The following is a 15611-nucleotide window of genomic DNA, read 5'->3' on the forward strand; positions in this document are numbered from 1 at the left end:
CGCACAATCTCCATATTCTCTGCACACTTTCACGGCAGCGTGCACGGGTCAACGAAAGGCCCCCACGCCCCCCATGTCACTCCTGCGTCCGCTGTTCCGCTCCCCCCGTGCGTTGTTGTTGCCCCTGCTGCTGGGCCTGGCGGCCTGCTCGGCGGGCAGGACCGAGGCCCCGGCCACCCCCGAAGTCGGCGTCATCACCGCCCGCGCGCAACCGCTGGCACTGCAGCGGACCCTGCCCGGCCGGGCGGTGCCGTTCGAGGTGTCCGAGGTGCGGCCGCAGATCGGTGGGCTGATCCGCCAGCGGTTGTTCACCGAAGGCCAGCAGGTCAAGGCCGGGCAGCTGCTGTACCAGGTCGATCCGGCGCCGTACCAGGCCGCCTTCGATACCGCGCGTGGCCAGCTGGCGCAGGCCGAGGCCGCTGTGCTGTCGGCGCAGCCGAAGGCCGAGCGCACCCGTACGCTGCTGGGCATGGACGCGGCCAGCAAGCAGGACGCCGACGATGCCACCTCGGCACTGAAGCAGGCCCAGGCCAACGTGATTGCCGCGCGCGCGGCATTGCAGGCCGCGCGGATCAACCTGGACTACACCCGGGTGACCGCACCGATCGACGGCCGCATCGGTACCTCCAGCGTCACCGCCGGCGCGCTGGTCGCCGCCGGCCAGGATGCGGCGCTGGCGACCATTCAACGGCTGGACCCGGTCTATCTGGATGTGACCCAGTCCAGCACGCAGATGCTGGCGCTGCGCAAGCAGCTCGACGCCGGCCTGGTGAAGGCCATCGATGGCAAGGCCCAGGTGAAGGTGCTGCTGGAGGACGGCAGCACCTATGCCCATGAGGGCACGCTGGAGTTCGTCGGCAGCGCAGTCGATCCAGGCACCGGCAACGTGGTGCTGCGCGCGGTCATTCCGAACCCGGAGGGCCTGCTTCTGCCGGGCATGTACCTGAAGGCGGTGTTGCCGATGGCCACCGATGCGCGTGCCCTGCTGGTGCCGCAGAAGGCGGTGCTGCGCAATGAACGTGGCGAGCCGCTGCTGCGCCTGCTCGACGCAAAGGATCGCGTGGTCGAGCGGCGGGTCAGCACCGGCCAGGTGGTGGGCAACCAGTGGCAGATCACGCAGGGCCTGAAGGCTGGCGAGCGGGTGATCGTCAGCAACGGCAGTGCGGTAGCGCTGGGCCAGCAGGTGAAGGCGGTGGCGGCCACCACGGCGCAGCTGGCGGCGATGCCGGCGGTCGACCCGAACGGCAACACCGACGAAAAGTCGCACTGAGGCCTGCCGCGCATGGTTCGTTTCTTCATCGACCGGCCGATCTTTGCCTGGGTGATCGCCATCGCGGTCAGCCTGCTCGGCCTGCTCGCGATCCTGATCCTGCCGGTGGACCGCTACCCGCAGATCGCCCCGCCCACCATCACCATCCGCGCCACCTACACCGGCGCCTCGTCGCAGACCGTGGAAAACGCGGTCACCCAGGTCATCGAGCAGTCCCAGCAGAGCCTGGACCACCTGATGTACATGACCTCGACCAGTGCTTCCGATGGCTCGGCGCAGGTCAACCTGGTGTTCGCCACCGGCACCAACCCGGACACCGCGCAGGTGCAGGTGCAGAATCAGCTGCAGGCCGCGATGGCGACGCTGCCGCAGGCGGTGCAGCAGAACGGCCTGACCATCACCAAGTCCAGCGGTTCGATCTTCGAGGTGCTGTCGTTCACCAGCGAAGACGGCAGCATGGACAACTTCGATGTCGCCAACTTCATGGAAGCGCGCATCGACGACCAGATCAGCCGCGTCAGCGGTGTCGGCAACATCCAGCCGATCGGCCAGGAATACGCCATGCGTATCTGGCTGGACCCGGAAAAGATGCGCCAGTACGCGCTGATGCCGTCGGACATCGAGACCGCACTGCAGGCGCAGAACACCGACGTGTCGGCCGGTGAACTCGGTGGCCAGCCGGCGCTGAAGGGCCAGCAGCTGGACGCGACCGTGACCGCGCGCAGCCGCCTGCACACGCCCGAGCAGTTCGCGCAGGTGGTGCTCAAGGCCGATGCCAATGGCAGCGTGGTGCACCTGGGCGACGTGGCGACGATCGGCCTGGGCCCGGAAAGCTATGACAGCATCAGCACGTTCAACGGCAAGCCGTCGGCCTCGCTGGGCATCGAGCTCAACGCCGGTGCCAACGCCATCGCCGTCTCCAAGGCCGTCGAGGCACGACTGCAGCAGCTGCAGAAGTACTGGCCGCATGGCTACACCTACCACGTGGCGTTCACCACCACGCCGTTCGTGACCATCTCGCTGAAGGAAGTGGTGATCACCCTGATCGAGGCGATCGCGCTGGTCGTGCTGGTGATGTACCTGTTCCTGCAGAACTGGCGGGCCACGCTGATCCCGACCATCGCGGTGCCGGTGGTGCTGCTGGGCACCTTCGGCGTGCTGGCCGCCTTCGGCTATTCGATCAATACGCTGACCATGTTCGCGCTGGTGCTGGCCATCGGCCTGCTGGTGGACGACGCCATCGTGGTGGTGGAGAACGTGGAGCGGGTGATGACCTTCGAAGGGCTGGCACCGAAGCCAGCCACGTTGAAGGCGATGGGCCAGATCACCGGCGCGCTGGTCGGCATCGTGCTGGTGCTGACCGCGGTGTTCCTGCCGATGGCGTTCTTCAGCGGTGTCACCGGCGTGATCTATCGCCAGTTCTCGGTGACGATCGCCGCTGCGATGATCCTGTCGGTGCTGGTGGCGATGACCATCACCCCGGCGCTGTGCGGCAGCATCCTGCACCAGATTCCCAAGGGCGGCCATCCGCATGGCGACCACGCTGGCGAGCCGGGCCTGCTGGGCAAGTTCTTCATCTGGTTCAACCATCGCTTCGAGCGCACCTCCAACCGACTGCGCCATCGCGTCGACCGCTTCCTCGGCCGGCGCACGCTGGGCGTACTGTTCTACCTGGTGCTGAGCGTGGCCACCGGCCTGTTGTTGTGGCACCTGCCGGGCGCGTTCCTGCCCGATGAAGACCAGGGCATGCTCAACGCGCTGGTGAAGCTGCCCGCCGGGTCCACCCTGGAGCAGACCCGTGCCGTGATGGATCGCCTGAGCGCCGCCGCGGTGAAGGACGACAGCGTACTGTCAATCCAGGCCACCGCAGGTTTCAGTGTCAGCGGCAGTGGCCAGAACGTCGGCCAGGCCTTCATCCGGCTCAAGGATTGGGACGACCGCAAGGACGATGCCGATACCATCGCCGCGCGCTTGACCGCGGCCATGGCCAGCGTGCCCGATGCGCAGGTGTTCATCACCTCGCCACCGGCCATCCTCGGCCTCGGCGATGCCGGTGGCTTCACCCTGGAACTGCAGGACGAAGGCGGTGCCGGCCATGCCGCCGCCGTGGCCGCGCGCAACACGCTGCTGAAGGACGCTGCCAAGGATCCGAAGCTGGTCAACGTGCGCTACGCCAGCCTGGAAGACGCGCCGGTGTACGCGGTGAAGGTGGACGACGCCAAGGCGCAGGCGATGGGCGTCAATCCGCAGGACATCAATGACACCTTGAACGCCGCGCTGGGTGGCGACTTCGTCAACAACTTCATCTACAAGGGCCGCATCAAGAAGGTGTTCATCCAGGGCACGGCCGAAGCCCGCATGCAGCCGCAGGACATCGAGCGCTGGAGCGTGCGCAACCAGGCCGGGCAGATGGTACCGCTGTCGTCGCTGGTCAGCGCGCACTGGACCAGTGCGCCGGCCGCGCTGCAGCGCTACAACGGCGTCTCGGCGATGGAGATCACCGGCCAGCCGGCACCGGGCGTCAGTTCCGGCGAGGCGATGGCCGAGATCGCACGTCTGGCCGGCACGCTGCCGGAAGGCTTCAGCCATGCCTGGTCGGACATGGCCTACCAGGAACAGCTGTCGGGGAACCAGGCGCCGATGCTGTATGCCATCTCGCTGCTGTTCGTGTTCCTGTGCCTGGCCGCGCTGTATGAAAGCTGGGCGGTACCGTTCGCGGTGATGCTGGCAGTGCCGGTGGGCGTGTTCGGCGCCGTGCTGATGATGAACCTGCGTGGCCTCAACAACGACGTGTACTTCCAGGTCGGCCTGCTGACCACGATTGGCCTGGCAGCGAAGAACGGCATCCTGATCGTCGAGTTCGCGCGCATCCTCGAGCAGCAGGGCAGGAGCACCCGCGACGCGATCCTGCAGGCGGTCTACCTGCGGCTGCGCCCGATCGTGATGACCTCGCTGGCATTCCTGATGGGTGTGCTGCCGCTGGTGTTCGCCACCGGCGCCGGTTCGGCCGCGCGCCGTTCGCTGGGTACCGGCGTGGCCGGCGGTACGGTCGCCTCGATGGTGCTGGGCATGTTCTTCGTGCCGTTGTTCTACCTGCTGGTGCGCCGCCTGTTCCCGGGCCGCGCGCCGGCCGACGCCACTGCCCCGGAGGCACGCCCATGAAGCCGATGCTGCTGCGCGCCCTGGCGGCCGCAACGATGACCACCGTGCTGGGCGGCTGCGTGAGCATGGCCCCGCACTACCAGCGCCCCGAGGCGCCGGTGCCGGCACAGTTCGCCAATGCCGCCACCGGCGAGACCGGGCCAGCACTGGCGATGCCGGCCTGGCGCGAGGTGTTCCTGGAGCCGCGCCTGCAGCAGGTCATCGCGCTGGCACTGCAGAACAACCGCGACCTGCGCGTGGCGGTGCTGCAGGTGGAGAAGGAACGCGCGCAGTACCGCATCCAGCGCGCGGCGCTGCTGCCGTCGGTGGATGCCAGCGGCAGCGTGACCCGTTCGCGGGTGAGTGATGCCAACAGCGAGATCGGCGTCAGCCAGGTGACCGAATCCGATGCCGTGCAGGTGGGCTTCAGCAGCTGGGAACTGGACCTGTTCGGGCGCATCCGCAGCCTGAAGAACGAGGCGCTGCAGAACTGGCTGGCCAGTGCCGAGAACCAGCGTGCGGCGCGCACCAGCCTGGTCGCCGAAGTGGCCACGGCCTGGCTGGCGCTGGCGGCCGACGAGCAGTCGCTGGCGTTCACCCGGCAGACGCTGGACAGTCAGCAGCAGACCCTGCAGCGCACCGAGGCCCGCCATGCACAAGGCCTGGCCTCGGGCCTGGACCTGTCGCAGGTGCAGACCAGTGTGGACGCCGCGCGCGCTGCGCTGGCCAGGCTGCAGACCCAGCAGGCGCAGGATCGTGATGCGCTGCAGTTACTGGTGGGTGCTCCGCTGGACGCGGCATTGCTGCCCAGCGCACAGGCACTGGACGGCACCGTGGCGCTGGCGCCGTTGCCTTCCAACCTGCCCTCGAGCGTGCTGCTGCAGCGTCCGGACGTGCTGTCCGCCGAACACGCGTTGCAGGCGGCCAACGCCGATATCGGCGCCGCGCGCGCCGCGTTCTTCCCGACGCTGACGCTGACTGCCAACTACGGCCACAGCTCCACCGCGTTGTCGACGCTGTTCTCGGCCGGCACCCGCGGCTGGTCGTTCGCGCCCAGCATCACGGCGCCGATCTTCCACGCCGGTGCGTTGAAGGCCTCACTGGATGCCTCGAAGATTGGCAAGGACATCGGCATCGCTCAGTACGAGAAGGCGATCCAGCAGGCCTTCAGTGAAGTGGCCGATGCCCTGGCCACGCGCGATCACCTGGGCGCGCAGATGGAGGCACAACGGGCACTGGTCGCCGCCAGCCAGCGCAGCTACACGCTGGCCGAGGCGCGCTATCGCACCGGGCTGGACGGCTATCTGCAGGCGCTGGATGCGCAGCGCAGCCTGTTTGCCGCGCAGCAGGACCTGATCGCGCTGCAGCAGCAGGAAGCGGGAAACCGGGTGACGCTGTTCAAGGTGCTGGGCGGTGGCGCAGACGCACGGTAACGCGCCCTGCTCTGGTAGGTGCCGACCTTGGTCGGCACGGAAGCATGGAGTGTCGCGATCTGATGATTCGTGCCGACCAAGGTCGGCACCCACCAAGGCAGATTCATGTGCCGACCCAAGTCGGCACCCACCAGAAGCGGACGGTGCTGCCTACGCCACGCGGCCCCGGCGTGCACGCTCCAGGTGCACCAGCAGCAGCGAGATTGCCGCCGGGGTCATGCCCGGGATGCGCTGCGCCTGGCCGATGGTCTGTGGGCGCACGCGCTCCAGCTTCTGCAGGGCTTCGGCCGACAGCCCGCGCACCGTGGCGTAGTCGAAGGCTTCAGCGATCGGCGTGGCTTCATGCCGCTGCTGGCGCTCGATCTCCTCGCGCTGGCGGTCCAGGTAGCCGGCATACTTCACGCCGATCTCCACCTGCTCGGCCACCTTGGCGTCGGCCACGGCCGGGCCCAGCGACGGCACCTGCATCAGCTGCGCGTAATCCAGCTCGGGGCGCTTGATCAGGTCCAGCACGTTGGTTTCGCGGCTGACCGCCACGCCCAGCGTGTCCTGCACTTCGCGGCCCAGCGCATTGGCCGGGGTCGCCCACAGCGCGCCCAGGCGCGCGCGCTCGGCGGCGACGGCGGCCTGCTTGGTCTCGAACGCGCTCCAGCGCTGGTCATCCACCAGGCCCATCTCGCGGCCGGCCGGGGTCAGGCGCTGGTCGGCGTTGTCCTCGCGCAGCTGCAGGCGGTATTCGGCGCGGCTGGTGAACATGCGGTACGGCTCGTTGGTACCGTGGGTGATCAGGTCATCCACCAGCACGCCCAGGTAGGCCTCGTCGCGACGCGGGCACCAGCCGTCCAGCCCACGCACCTGGCGTGCGGCGTTGAGGCCGGCCAGCAGGCCCTGCGCGGCGGCTTCTTCATAGCCGGTGGTGCCGTTGATCTGGCCGGCGAAGAACAGGCCGTTGACCAGCTTGGTTTCCAGCGAAGCCTTCAACCCGCGTGGATCGAAGAAGTCGTACTCGATCGCGTAGCCGGGGCGGGTGATGTGCGCGTTGCCGAAGCCGCGGATGCTGCGCACCATCTCCAGCTGCACGTCGAACGGCAGCGAGGTGGAGATGCCGTTGGGGTAGATCTCGACGATGCCCAGGCCTTCGGGTTCGACGAAGATCTGGTGGCTGGCCTTCTCGGCGAAGCGCACCACCTTGTCCTCGATGGACGGGCAGTAGCGCGGGCCGATGCCTTCGATCTGGCCGCTGTACAGCGGCGAGCGGTGCAGCGCGTCGCGGATGATCTGGTGGGTCTGTTCGGTGGTGTGGGTGATCCAGCAGCTGACCTGCTGCGGATGCTCGTCCACCGAACCCAGGAAGGACATCACCGGGCGCGGCGAATCGCCGGGCTGCTCGTCCATCACGCTGTAGTCCAGCGAGCGGCCGTCGATGCGCGGTGGCGTGCCGGTCTTCAGGCGGTCCACCTGGAACGGGCGCTCGCGCAGGCGCGCCGCCAGCGTGGTGGCCGGCGGGTCGCCCATGCGGCCGGCGGCGTACTGGGTCGGGCCGACATGGATCTTGCCGGCCAGGAAGGTGCCGGCGGTCAGCACCACGGCCTCGGCATCGAAGCGCAGGCCGGTCTGGGTGATGACCCCGCGCACGGCGTCGCCGTCGATGACCAGGTCATCGACGGCCGCCTGGAACACGGTCAGGTTGGCCTGGCCTTCAACGATGGCGCGGATCGCCATGCGGTACAGGTTGCGGTCGGCCTGGCAGCGGGTGGCGCGCACGGCCGGGCCCTTGGAGGCATTGAGGGTGCGCCACTGGATGCCGGCACGGTCGGCGGCATGCGCCATCGCACCGCCCAGGGCGTCGATTTCCTTGACCAGGTGGCCCTTGCCGATGCCTCCGATGGCCGGGTTGCAGCTCATCGCGCCCACCGTTTCGATGTTGTGGGTCAGCAGCAGGGTGCGCACGCCGGTACGGGCCGCGGCCAGCGCGGCTTCGGTGCCGGCGTGGCCACCGCCGATGACGATGACGTCGTAACGATGGAAGGACGGGTTCATGGGGCTGTTCAGCTGGGGGCAGGCGCGGCCGGGGCGGCGCCGGGGTGGCGATTTTAGCGCCATTCGGGGCCGCGGCGTCGGTGCCGGCCGGCCGGCGTCGAAATCAGCCCTAAAGTTGGCAGGATTATTGCAGATAACCCAATAGCACCCACCGTGGCTGGCGCCGCAGGCGCCCGTGACCGGAATTGGAACAGGGGCCGGTACAGGCGCACGGTGGGGGAGCAGAGGGCCGGCAGTCGGGGGACTGTCCGGCCCTGTTTTTTTGGGATTGCCGGGAAAGGCCCGACCACGCATGGCGTGGATCTACCGACGCTGGGGCTCTCTCCGGTTGGCGACCCGGCAAAACAGACGGCCCCGCAGTGCGGGGCCGTCTGTCTTCAGAGGTGCCGACATCCGACAGGGCCGGAACAGGGGGGATCCAGATGTTCCTGTCGGATATCGACGTAGAGATTTTTGCGGCGGCCCGTCTCGCTTTTTGTCACTTTGTGACGCGGGCCGTCACCGGTTCCGTAGAGTGCAACCTGGACCGGGTGAAATGCAAGACGGTTCAGCGCTCAACTGTGCGCTGCGTCCCACGATCCATGTTGCGCCACGGGGAACCGTTCATCCTCGGCGCGCTCGGCGCCGGGGTCGGACGGGCCGGCGGCGGCGGCGCCGACGGCTGGATGTTCGACTGCGGCGGGCGACGCATCGAGTCCATGTTCCGCCACGGCGAACCGCCGTTGTACGACGGCCGCGGCGGCGGCGGCGGACGGTTCTCGCCACCGTTGCCGGGCGGGCGCGGTGGCGGACGGTGGTTGTGCGGCGGGCGGTAGATCGGGCGCGAGTAGTACGGATTGCCATAGCCGCCGTAGTAGCCGCCATAGCCGCCGTAGTAAGGGTAGCCGTAGTTGTAGGGATAGCCGGCCGGGTAGCGGTACTCCACCGACGGCGCACCGTGGTAGTAGCTGCCGCTGCGGCCACCGCCGACATAGTCGTAGGTGGTGCAGCCGGTCAGGGCCAGCAACAGGCCACCGGCAAGCATCAGGCGCGTTTTCATGGTGGGTCCCCCCAGAGGACGGGTTGTGCAGTCAGCTTCGTGCGCAGGCGTTGAATCGGCCCTTAACTTCACTGCCCAGGATGAATGGAGGTGAAGGCCCTCATGCTGGCATGACCTGTGCCGGGGTCGCCAGCGTGGGGCCATACGTTAATCTTGCGTCATGAGCGATTCACTGTTGCCCCGTGCCGACGATGTCCTGGCTGCCGCTGCGCGGATCGCGCCGCACGCCAGCGTGACCCCGGTGCTGCGCTCGCGCACGCTTGATGCGCTGGCCGGCGCGCAGCTGGCGTTCAAGGCCGAGCACCTGCAGCGCGGCGGCGCATTCAAGTTCCGCGGGGCCTGCAACGCGGTGTGGTCGCTGGATGCCGATCGCGCCCGTGCCGGCGTGGTCACCCATTCGTCCGGCAACCACGGCGCTGCCCTGGCCCTGGCCGCGCGCACCCGTGGCATTCCCTGCCACGTGGTGGTGCCCGAAGGTGCGGTGGCGGCCAAGCTGGCCAACATCGCCCGCCACGGTGCCACGCTCTGGCGCTGCCCGCCGACCATCGCCGACCGCGAGGCCGCCTGCGCCAAAGTACAGGCCGATACCGGCGCGACCCTGGTCCATCCCTATGCGGACCCGGCGGTGATGGCCGGGCAGGGCACCGCGGCCCTGGAGCTGCTGCACAGCGACGGTCCGTTCGACGTGCTGGTAGTCCCAGTCGGAGGGGGCGGCCTGGCCAGCGGTACCGCCCGGGCCCTGCAGTTCGCCAGTCCCCAGACCCGGCTGGTGCTGGCCGAACCGGCCGGTGCCGACGACACCGCGCGCTCGCTGGCCGCAGGCGAGCGCCAGGGCGCGTTCACCCCTGACACCATCTGCGACGGCCTGCGTACCCTGATCGGCGCCCCCAACTTCGCGCTGCTGCGCGCGGCCGGCGTCGAGGTGATCGTGGTCGACGACGCCGCCACCATGGCCGCGATGCGCCTGCTGTGGGAGGTGCTCAAGCAGGTGGTCGAGCCGTCCTCGGCCACCGTGCTGGCCGCGGTACTGGCACAGCCGCAGCGGTTCGCCGGCCTGCGGGTGGGCCTGGTGCTGTCCGGTGGCAATGTCGACCTGCCCGCGCTGCGTTGGGGGGCGCCTTGAGCCGCGACGGGCACCGGCCCCGCACCGGCCTGCTGGGCTGGCTGTGGCGGCTGTTCGTGCTGCTGGTGGTCTGGCTGCTGGGCGTGACCGCCTGGATCGTCTGGGTGGGGGAGCGCGACCAGGCAGCCAAGGCCGACGCCATCATCGTGCTCGGTGCGGCGGCCTATGACGCCAAGCCGTCGCCGGTATTCGAAGAACGCATCCGTCATGGCCTGGATCTCTATGAAGCCCGGTACGCGCCACTGCTGATCTTCACCGGCGGCTACGGTGGCACCGGCGCGCGCTTTTCCGAATCGCAGGTGGCGCGGCGCTATGCGCTCAAGCATGGCGTGCCGGACGATGCGATCCTGATCGAGACCGCCTCGCGCAACACCGTGCAGAACCTGGTCGAGGCCAAGCGGCTGATGGACCAGCGCGACCTGCACCGGGTGATCATCGTCAGCGACCCGTTGCACATGGCGCGCGCGCTGCGCCTGAGCAAGGCGCTGGGCATCGATGCGCTGGCCTCGTCCACGCCCAGCACGCGCTTCCGCAGCTTCCACACCAGCTGGCGCTTCCTGGTGCAGGAAATCTATTTCTTCCACCGCGACCTGGTGCGGCCGCCGCTGAGTTCGCCGGCCAATACCTGAGGGCGGAAACCTGATCTGGGCAGACGCCCATCGTGGAAACGTGAGGTTGCCGGCCAGCGGCCGGCACTACCAGCCGGTCAGGTCTGCCTGCGCCGGATCGGAATCGCCGACACCGGCACCGAGGCCACGTCATGCCCGCCTTCGCGGATCGGTGCGCCCGGGTCCGGTGCCCAGGCGTGGGCGTAGATCACTTCCCAGCTGCTGGGCAGCTTGCCGTCGGCGCGTCGCATCGGTTCATACGCCGCTGCCGCCGCGGCGAAGCGGCCACGCCCGGTCAGCGTGTGACGGCGGTCCACCCGCGCATTGGTCGCGCCCATCGCGCGCAGCTCCCGCATCAACGAGGGCAGGTCGTCGTAGGTCAGGGTGAACAGGTCGCGGTCCAGCACCGGGTCGCGGAAACCGGCCATCATCAGCGCATCGCCGAACTGGGCGATCTGCGCGAAGCGGCTCACGTGCGGGCGATCATCGGCGGCTGCGAAGGCCTCATTGAGTTCGACCAGCGTGTCCGGGCCGAAGGTGGAGCACAGCAGCAGGCCGCCGGGCTTGAGCACGCGGCGGAAGCCGGCAAACACCGCCGGCAGGTCGTCCACCCACTGCAGGCACAGGTTGCTGAAGATCACGTCCACGCTGTTGTCGGCCAGCGGCAGCGCGGCGGCGTCGCCGCACAGGCGCTGGAACGGCTTCCACCAGCCGGCCTGGCGCTTGGCCTGATCCAGCATCGGCAGCGCCACGTCCAGCGCGATCACCTGCGCCTTCGGCCAGCGCTTCTTCATCAGCGCACTGGCGTGGCCGGTACCCGCGCCGATGTCCAGCACTACCTCGGGCTTGCGTGCCTCCAGGTAGTCCAGCGATTCCACCAGCCGCGCCTGCACCTCGCGCTGCAGGGCGGCGGCGGCGTCGTAGCTGTTGGCGGCGCGGGCGAACGCGCGGCGGACATGGCGGGCATCGAAGTGGGACGGCATTGCGAAAGTCTCTTAGAACGTACCGGGGTAGGCGCCGCCGTCGATCAGCAGGTTCTGCCCGGTGAGGTAACCGGCCTGTGCGCTGCACAGGAAGGCGCAGGCCGCGCCGAATTCATCCGCCGTGCCGAAGCGGCCGGCCGGGATCTGCTGGCGGCGGCGTTCGGCCACTTCGGCAGCATTGCCGTCCTTGCCCGCACTGTGGGCGAAGTTGGCGCGCAGGCGGTCGGTGTCGAACTGGCCGGGCAGCAGGTTGTTGATGGTGACGTTGTGCGCCACGGTACGGCGCGACAGGCCGGCGACGAAGCCGGTCAGGCCGCTGCGCGCGCCGTTGGACAGCGCCAGGATGTCGATCGGGGCCTTCACCGCCGAGGACGTGATGTTGACGATGCGGCCGAAGCCACGCGCGATCATCGCGTCCACGGTGGCGCGGATCAGCGCGATCGGCGCCAGCATGTTGGCGTCCAGTGCGGCGATCCAGTCGTCGCGCTCGAAACTGCGGAAGTCGCCCGGCGGCGGGCCACCGGCATTGGTGACCAGGATGTCCACCTGCGGGCACGCGGCGAGCGCTGCGGAGCGACCGGCCTCGGTGGTCACGTCGGCGGCGACCACGCGGACTTCGGCGGCGCCGGGCAGGGCGCGCAGCGCTTCGGCGGCGGCCTGCAGCGCAGCCTCACCACGGGCCACGATCACTACGTTGACGCCCTCGCGCACCAGCGCACGCGCGCAGCCCAGGCCCAGCCCCTTGCTTGCGCCGCAGACCAGTGCCCAGCGGCCGTTGATACCCAGATCCATGCATCAATCCTGCGGAATGAGGAAGGCGCTCATTGTCCGCCATCGGCCGGTGACAGGCCGGCAACGAAGTGTTGCAGGGCGGCGGCCACCTCGTCGGCATGGCCGAGGAAGGGCGCATGGCCGCCGTGGGCGATGGTCAGCGCCTGCGCACCGGGGGCCAGTACCGCGGCGGCCTGCATTGCCGCCGGAGACACCAGCCGGTCACGCTGGCCGGCGATCCACAGGCTGGGCTTGGCCAGCGTCGGCAGTGCGCCACGCAGGTCGGTGCTTTCCAGCAGGCGCAGGCCTTCCAGCAGGGCGCGTTCGGTGGGTGCACCGCGCTCGACCAGGCGCTGGCGCAGCGTGCGCAGCTCCTCGCGGGCGTGTGCCGAGCCCATTACATCCAACGCCAGGAAGCGTTCCAGGGTGCCACCGAAGTCGGTGGCCAGCTCGCGCCCGAACTGCTCGAACACCGCCGGCTCCACCGCATGCGGCCAGTCGTCGCCACGCACGAAGCGCGGCGTGGCCGCGATCATCGCCAGCCCGCGCACCTTCGGCAGTGTCGCGGCGGCGTGCAGCGCGAACAGGCCGCCCAGCGACCAGCCGCACCACACCGCAGGCGGCGTGGCCGCGGCAATGGCATTGACCACGAACGGCAGGCGCAGCGGCGTGGTGTCATCGCGGCTGTGGCCATGGCCCGGCAGATCAACCAGATGCAGGGTGAAGTGATCGGCCAGGCGTTGCACCAACGGCGCGAACACGCCGCCCTGCAGGGCCCAGCCATGGATCAGTACCAGGTCCGGCCCCTGGCCGGTGACGTCGATATGCATGGGGAAACGGCAACAGGCTCAGGCAAAGACAGGCAGCGGCGGTGGCGCGGCCTCACGCGCGGCCAGGTCGACGCGATCGCGCGCGCTGGCAATGGCTTCGACCAGGCCACGCACCTGCTCGGGGGTGTGCAGCGCGGACAGCGTGACGCGCAGGCGCGCCTTGCCTTCGGGAACCGTGGGCGGGCGGATCGCGCCGACCAGCCAACCGGCCTGTTCCAACGCCTGGGACATCGCCACGGCGCGATGGTCGTCGCCACACAGCAGCGGCTGGATCGGCGTTTCCGAGGCCATCAGGTCCAGGCCATGGCGGCGGGCTTCGCCGCGGAACAGCGCGATCAGATCGGTCAGTTTCGAGCGCCGCCAGTTGTCACGGCGCGCCAGGCGCACCGCTTCCAGTGCTGCGGCGGCCAGCGCCGGCGGCATCGCAGTGGTGTAGATGTACGGGCGTGCGGTTTCGGCCAGGTGCTCGACCAGGTCGTCGCGGCCCAGCACCAGCGCGCCGGAACCGCCCAGTGCCTTGCCCAGCGTGACCAGCTGCAGCGGCACATCGTCCACGCCCAGCCCGGCGGCGGCCACGGCACCACGGCCATCACCGACCACGCCCACGCCGTGCGCATCGTCCACATAGAACAGCGCCTGCTGCAGGCGTGCCACCAGCGACAATGCACGCAGCGGTGCGATGTCGCCATCCATGCTGAACACACCGTCGGTGGCCAGCATCGCCGCGCCATCGGGCGCGTGCTTGAGCTGGCGCATCGCGCCTTCGGCGTCGAGGTGCGGATAACGGCGCAGGCGCGCACCCGCCAGCCGCGTCGCATCGAGCAGGCTGGCGTGGTTGAGCTTGTCCTGCACGCACACATCGTTCTCTTCGCTCAGCAGCGCCTGCTGCACGGCCAGGTTGGCGGCGAAGCCACTGCCGAACAGCAGCGCGCGCGGGTAGCCCAGCCACTCCGCCACTTCGCGCTCCAGCGCGTCATGCAGGGCGTGGTGGCCGCAGACCAGATGCGAGGCGCCCGCGCCGGAGCCTTCGCGTGCGGCCGCATCCTGCAATGCGTTGACCACGCTGAACTGCTGGGCCAGGCCCAGGTAATCGTTGCTGCAGAAGCCGGTCAGCCACTGGCCGTCCACCTCCAGGCGGACGCCATCACGACGGCTGACCGTGCGCCGCGTGCGGCGACGGCCTTGGGCATCGCGCAGGGCGCGTTGGGCGTGGAGGCGGGCGGTCAGGTCGGGGCGGGCCATGGCGGCTGAATGCGGCGACGGGGCGGCTAGGGTAGCGCGTTGCCGCGGCGCCTGCTTGCGGCCCGTCTCAGGCCGCGTGAGCGCAGCCACAGGCGGGCGCATCGGCGCTGATATCAGCGTGCACGATGCCGCCGTGGTCGTGGCCCTCGGCATCCACCTGCACCGCCATCGGCTGCAACCCCAGCCGCGCGAACAGGGCCAGGTCGTGCTCGCTCTCCGGGTTGCCGGTGGTCAGCAGCTTGTCGCCGTAGAAGATCGAGTTGGCACCGGCCACGAAGCACAGCGCCTGCAGTTCGTCGCTCATCGCCTCGCGACCGGCCGACAGCCGCACCATCGAACGCGGCATGGCGATGCGTGCCACCGCGATCATGCGCACGAACTCGAACGGATCCAGTTCGGCACTGCCATGCAGTGGCGTGCCCGCCACCTGCACCAGCCTGTTGATCGGCACCGAATCGGGATGCGCCGGCAGCGTGGCCAGCGCCAGCAGCAGGCCCACGCGCTGCGCGCGCGTCTCGCCCATGCCGACAATGCCGCCGCAGCAGGTTTTCAGACCGGCATCGCGCACGTGCGCCAGCGTGTCCAGGCGGTCCTGGTACTGGCGCGTGTGGATGATCGAATCGTAGTAGTCCGGCGCGGTGTCGAGATTGTGGTTGTAGTAGTCCAGGCCGGCGTCCTTCAGCGCACGCGCCTGCTCGCCACTGAGCATGCCCAGCGTGGCGCAGGTTTCCAGGCCCAGCGCCTTCACCCCGGCGATCATCGCCGCCACCTTCGGGATGTCGCGGTCCTTCGGCGATCGCCACGCGGCACCCATGCAGAAGCGCGATGCGCCGGCAGCCTTGGCCTGGCGTGCCTTGGCCAGCACCGCGTCGGTGTCCATCAGCTTCTGCGCGTTCACCCCGGTGCTGTAGCGCTGTGCCTGCGGGCAGTACGCGCAGTCTTCCGGGCAGCCGCCGGTCTTCACCGACAACAGCGTGGACACCTGCACCTGCGCTGGGTCGAAGTGCTCGCGATGGACTGCGGCAGCGCGGAACAGCAGCTCGGGGAACGGCAGATCGAACAGCGCCTGCAGTTCGTCGTGTTGCCAGTCGTGGCGGATGGCAGCAGCCATGGCGGGACCTTGGGTACGAG

Annotated in this window: 12 protein-coding genes; 5 read left to right on the top strand and 7 right to left on the bottom strand. The window is 69.2% G+C overall.

The features are described from left to right. Nucleotides 1–73 precede the first annotated feature (73 nt). From smeA to smeC, 3 genes are read left to right on the top strand one after another with little or no spacing between them, the layout of a single operon-like run. Complete coding sequence (gene smeA / locus ACUVWL_RS18525) at nucleotides 74–1270, top strand: multidrug efflux RND transporter periplasmic adaptor subunit SmeA (protein WP_049442027.1); 1197 nt, start codon at nucleotides 74–76, stop codon at nucleotides 1268–1270. Nucleotides 1271–1282: 12 nt separating this feature from the next. Next, nucleotides 1283–4432, top strand: a complete 3150-nt coding sequence (smeB, locus tag ACUVWL_RS18530; protein ID WP_111206560.1) for a multidrug efflux RND transporter permease subunit SmeB — start codon at nucleotides 1283–1285, stop codon at nucleotides 4430–4432. Further along, nucleotides 4429–5844, top strand: a complete 1416-nt coding sequence (gene smeC, locus ACUVWL_RS18535; RefSeq protein WP_111206562.1) for a multidrug efflux transporter outer membrane subunit SmeC — start codon at nucleotides 4429–4431, stop codon at nucleotides 5842–5844. Before smeB ends, smeC begins: the two co-directional genes overlap by 4 nt. 150 nt (nucleotides 5845–5994) lie before the next feature. Here the strand turns inward: smeC and mnmG are convergent, their stop codons facing one another. Together mnmG and ACUVWL_RS18545 are read right to left on the bottom strand one after the other, a co-directional pair. After that, nucleotides 5995–7884: a tRNA uridine-5-carboxymethylaminomethyl(34) synthesis enzyme MnmG gene (gene mnmG, locus ACUVWL_RS18540; protein WP_069117673.1), complete on the bottom strand. Its 1890-nt coding sequence runs from the start codon at nucleotides 7882–7884 to the stop codon at nucleotides 5995–5997. 547 nt (nucleotides 7885–8431) lie between these two features. Continuing rightward, nucleotides 8432–8923 (bottom strand): hypothetical protein, encoded by a 492-nt coding sequence (locus ACUVWL_RS18545; protein ID WP_032957537.1) that lies wholly within the window; start codon nucleotides 8921–8923, stop codon nucleotides 8432–8434. A 160-nt stretch (nucleotides 8924–9083) separates the two neighbouring features. Between ACUVWL_RS18545 and ACUVWL_RS18550 the strand changes: the two genes are divergently transcribed. Both ACUVWL_RS18550 and ACUVWL_RS18555 read left to right on the top strand, forming a co-directional pair. Next, nucleotides 9084–10046, top strand: a complete 963-nt coding sequence (locus ACUVWL_RS18550) for a pyridoxal-phosphate dependent enzyme (protein ID WP_014648768.1) — start codon at nucleotides 9084–9086, stop codon at nucleotides 10044–10046. Further along, nucleotides 10031–10675, top strand: a complete 645-nt coding sequence (locus ACUVWL_RS18555; RefSeq protein WP_032957535.1) for a YdcF family protein — start codon at nucleotides 10031–10033, stop codon at nucleotides 10673–10675. Before ACUVWL_RS18550 ends, ACUVWL_RS18555 begins: the two co-directional genes overlap by 16 nt. A gap of 77 nt (nucleotides 10676–10752) precedes the next feature. Here ACUVWL_RS18555 and bioC read toward each other — a convergent pair whose 3' ends face one another. The 5 genes from bioC to bioB all read right to left on the bottom strand — a co-directional run bounded on the left by bioC (nucleotide 10753) and on the right by bioB (nucleotide 15591). Next, a complete protein-coding gene (bioC, locus tag ACUVWL_RS18560) occupies nucleotides 10753–11637 on the bottom strand; it encodes a malonyl-ACP O-methyltransferase BioC (RefSeq protein WP_140230551.1) in 885 nt (294 codons plus the stop codon). A gap of 12 nt (nucleotides 11638–11649) precedes the next feature. After that, on the bottom strand, nucleotides 11650–12429 hold the full coding sequence (locus ACUVWL_RS18565) for an SDR family oxidoreductase (RefSeq protein ID WP_014648765.1): 780 nt from the start codon (nucleotides 12427–12429) through the stop codon (nucleotides 11650–11652). Nucleotides 12430–12458: 29 nt separating this feature from the next. Beyond that, nucleotides 12459–13238: a pimeloyl-ACP methyl ester esterase BioH gene (bioH, locus tag ACUVWL_RS18570; protein WP_445978647.1), complete on the bottom strand. Its 780-nt coding sequence runs from the start codon at nucleotides 13236–13238 to the stop codon at nucleotides 12459–12461. Nucleotides 13239–13256: 18 nt separating this feature from the next. Beyond that, nucleotides 13257–14480 carry an 8-amino-7-oxononanoate synthase gene (gene bioF, locus ACUVWL_RS18575; RefSeq protein WP_046433053.1) on the bottom strand — a complete coding sequence of 408 codons (1224 nt, stop codon included), beginning with the start codon at nucleotides 14478–14480 and terminating at the stop codon, nucleotides 13257–13259. A 67-nt stretch (nucleotides 14481–14547) separates the two neighbouring features. Then, entirely contained in the window at nucleotides 14548–15591 is a 1044-nt protein-coding gene (gene bioB / locus ACUVWL_RS18580; protein ID WP_445978648.1) for a biotin synthase BioB, read from the bottom strand. Nucleotides 15592–15611 lie beyond the last annotated feature (20 nt).

The organism is Stenotrophomonas muris, assembly GCF_052751275.1.

What these genes read in the sequence shown, in the direction of transcription:
- smeA (WP_049442027.1), top strand. Translation starts at nt 74, where the DNA reads ATGTCACTCCTGCGTCCGCTGTTCCGCTCCCCCCGTGCGTTGTTGTTG.
- smeB (WP_111206560.1), top strand. Translation starts at nt 1,283, where the DNA reads ATGGTTCGTTTCTTCATCGACCGGCCGATCTTTGCCTGGGTGATCGCC.
- smeC (WP_111206562.1), top strand. Translation starts at nt 4,429, where the DNA reads ATGAAGCCGATGCTGCTGCGCGCCCTGGCGGCCGCAACGATGACCACC.
- mnmG (WP_069117673.1), bottom strand. Translation starts at nt 7,884, where the DNA reads ATGAACCCGTCCTTCCATCGTTACGACGTCATCGTCATCGGCGGTGGC.
- ACUVWL_RS18545 (WP_032957537.1), bottom strand. Translation starts at nt 8,923, where the DNA reads ATGAAAACGCGCCTGATGCTTGCCGGTGGCCTGTTGCTGGCCCTGACC.
- ACUVWL_RS18550 (WP_014648768.1), top strand. Translation starts at nt 9,084, where the DNA reads ATGAGCGATTCACTGTTGCCCCGTGCCGACGATGTCCTGGCTGCCGCT.
- bioC (WP_140230551.1), bottom strand. Translation starts at nt 11,637, where the DNA reads ATGCCGTCCCACTTCGATGCCCGCCATGTCCGCCGCGCGTTCGCCCGC.
- ACUVWL_RS18565 (WP_014648765.1), bottom strand. Translation starts at nt 12,429, where the DNA reads ATGGATCTGGGTATCAACGGCCGCTGGGCACTGGTCTGCGGCGCAAGC.
- bioH (WP_445978647.1), bottom strand. Translation starts at nt 13,238, where the DNA reads ATGCATATCGACGTCACCGGCCAGGGGCCGGACCTGGTACTGATCCAT.
- bioF (WP_046433053.1), bottom strand. Translation starts at nt 14,480, where the DNA reads ATGGCCCGCCCCGACCTGACCGCCCGCCTCCACGCCCAACGCGCCCTG.
- bioB (WP_445978648.1), bottom strand. Translation starts at nt 15,591, where the DNA reads ATGGCTGCTGCCATCCGCCACGACTGGCAACACGACGAACTGCAGGCG.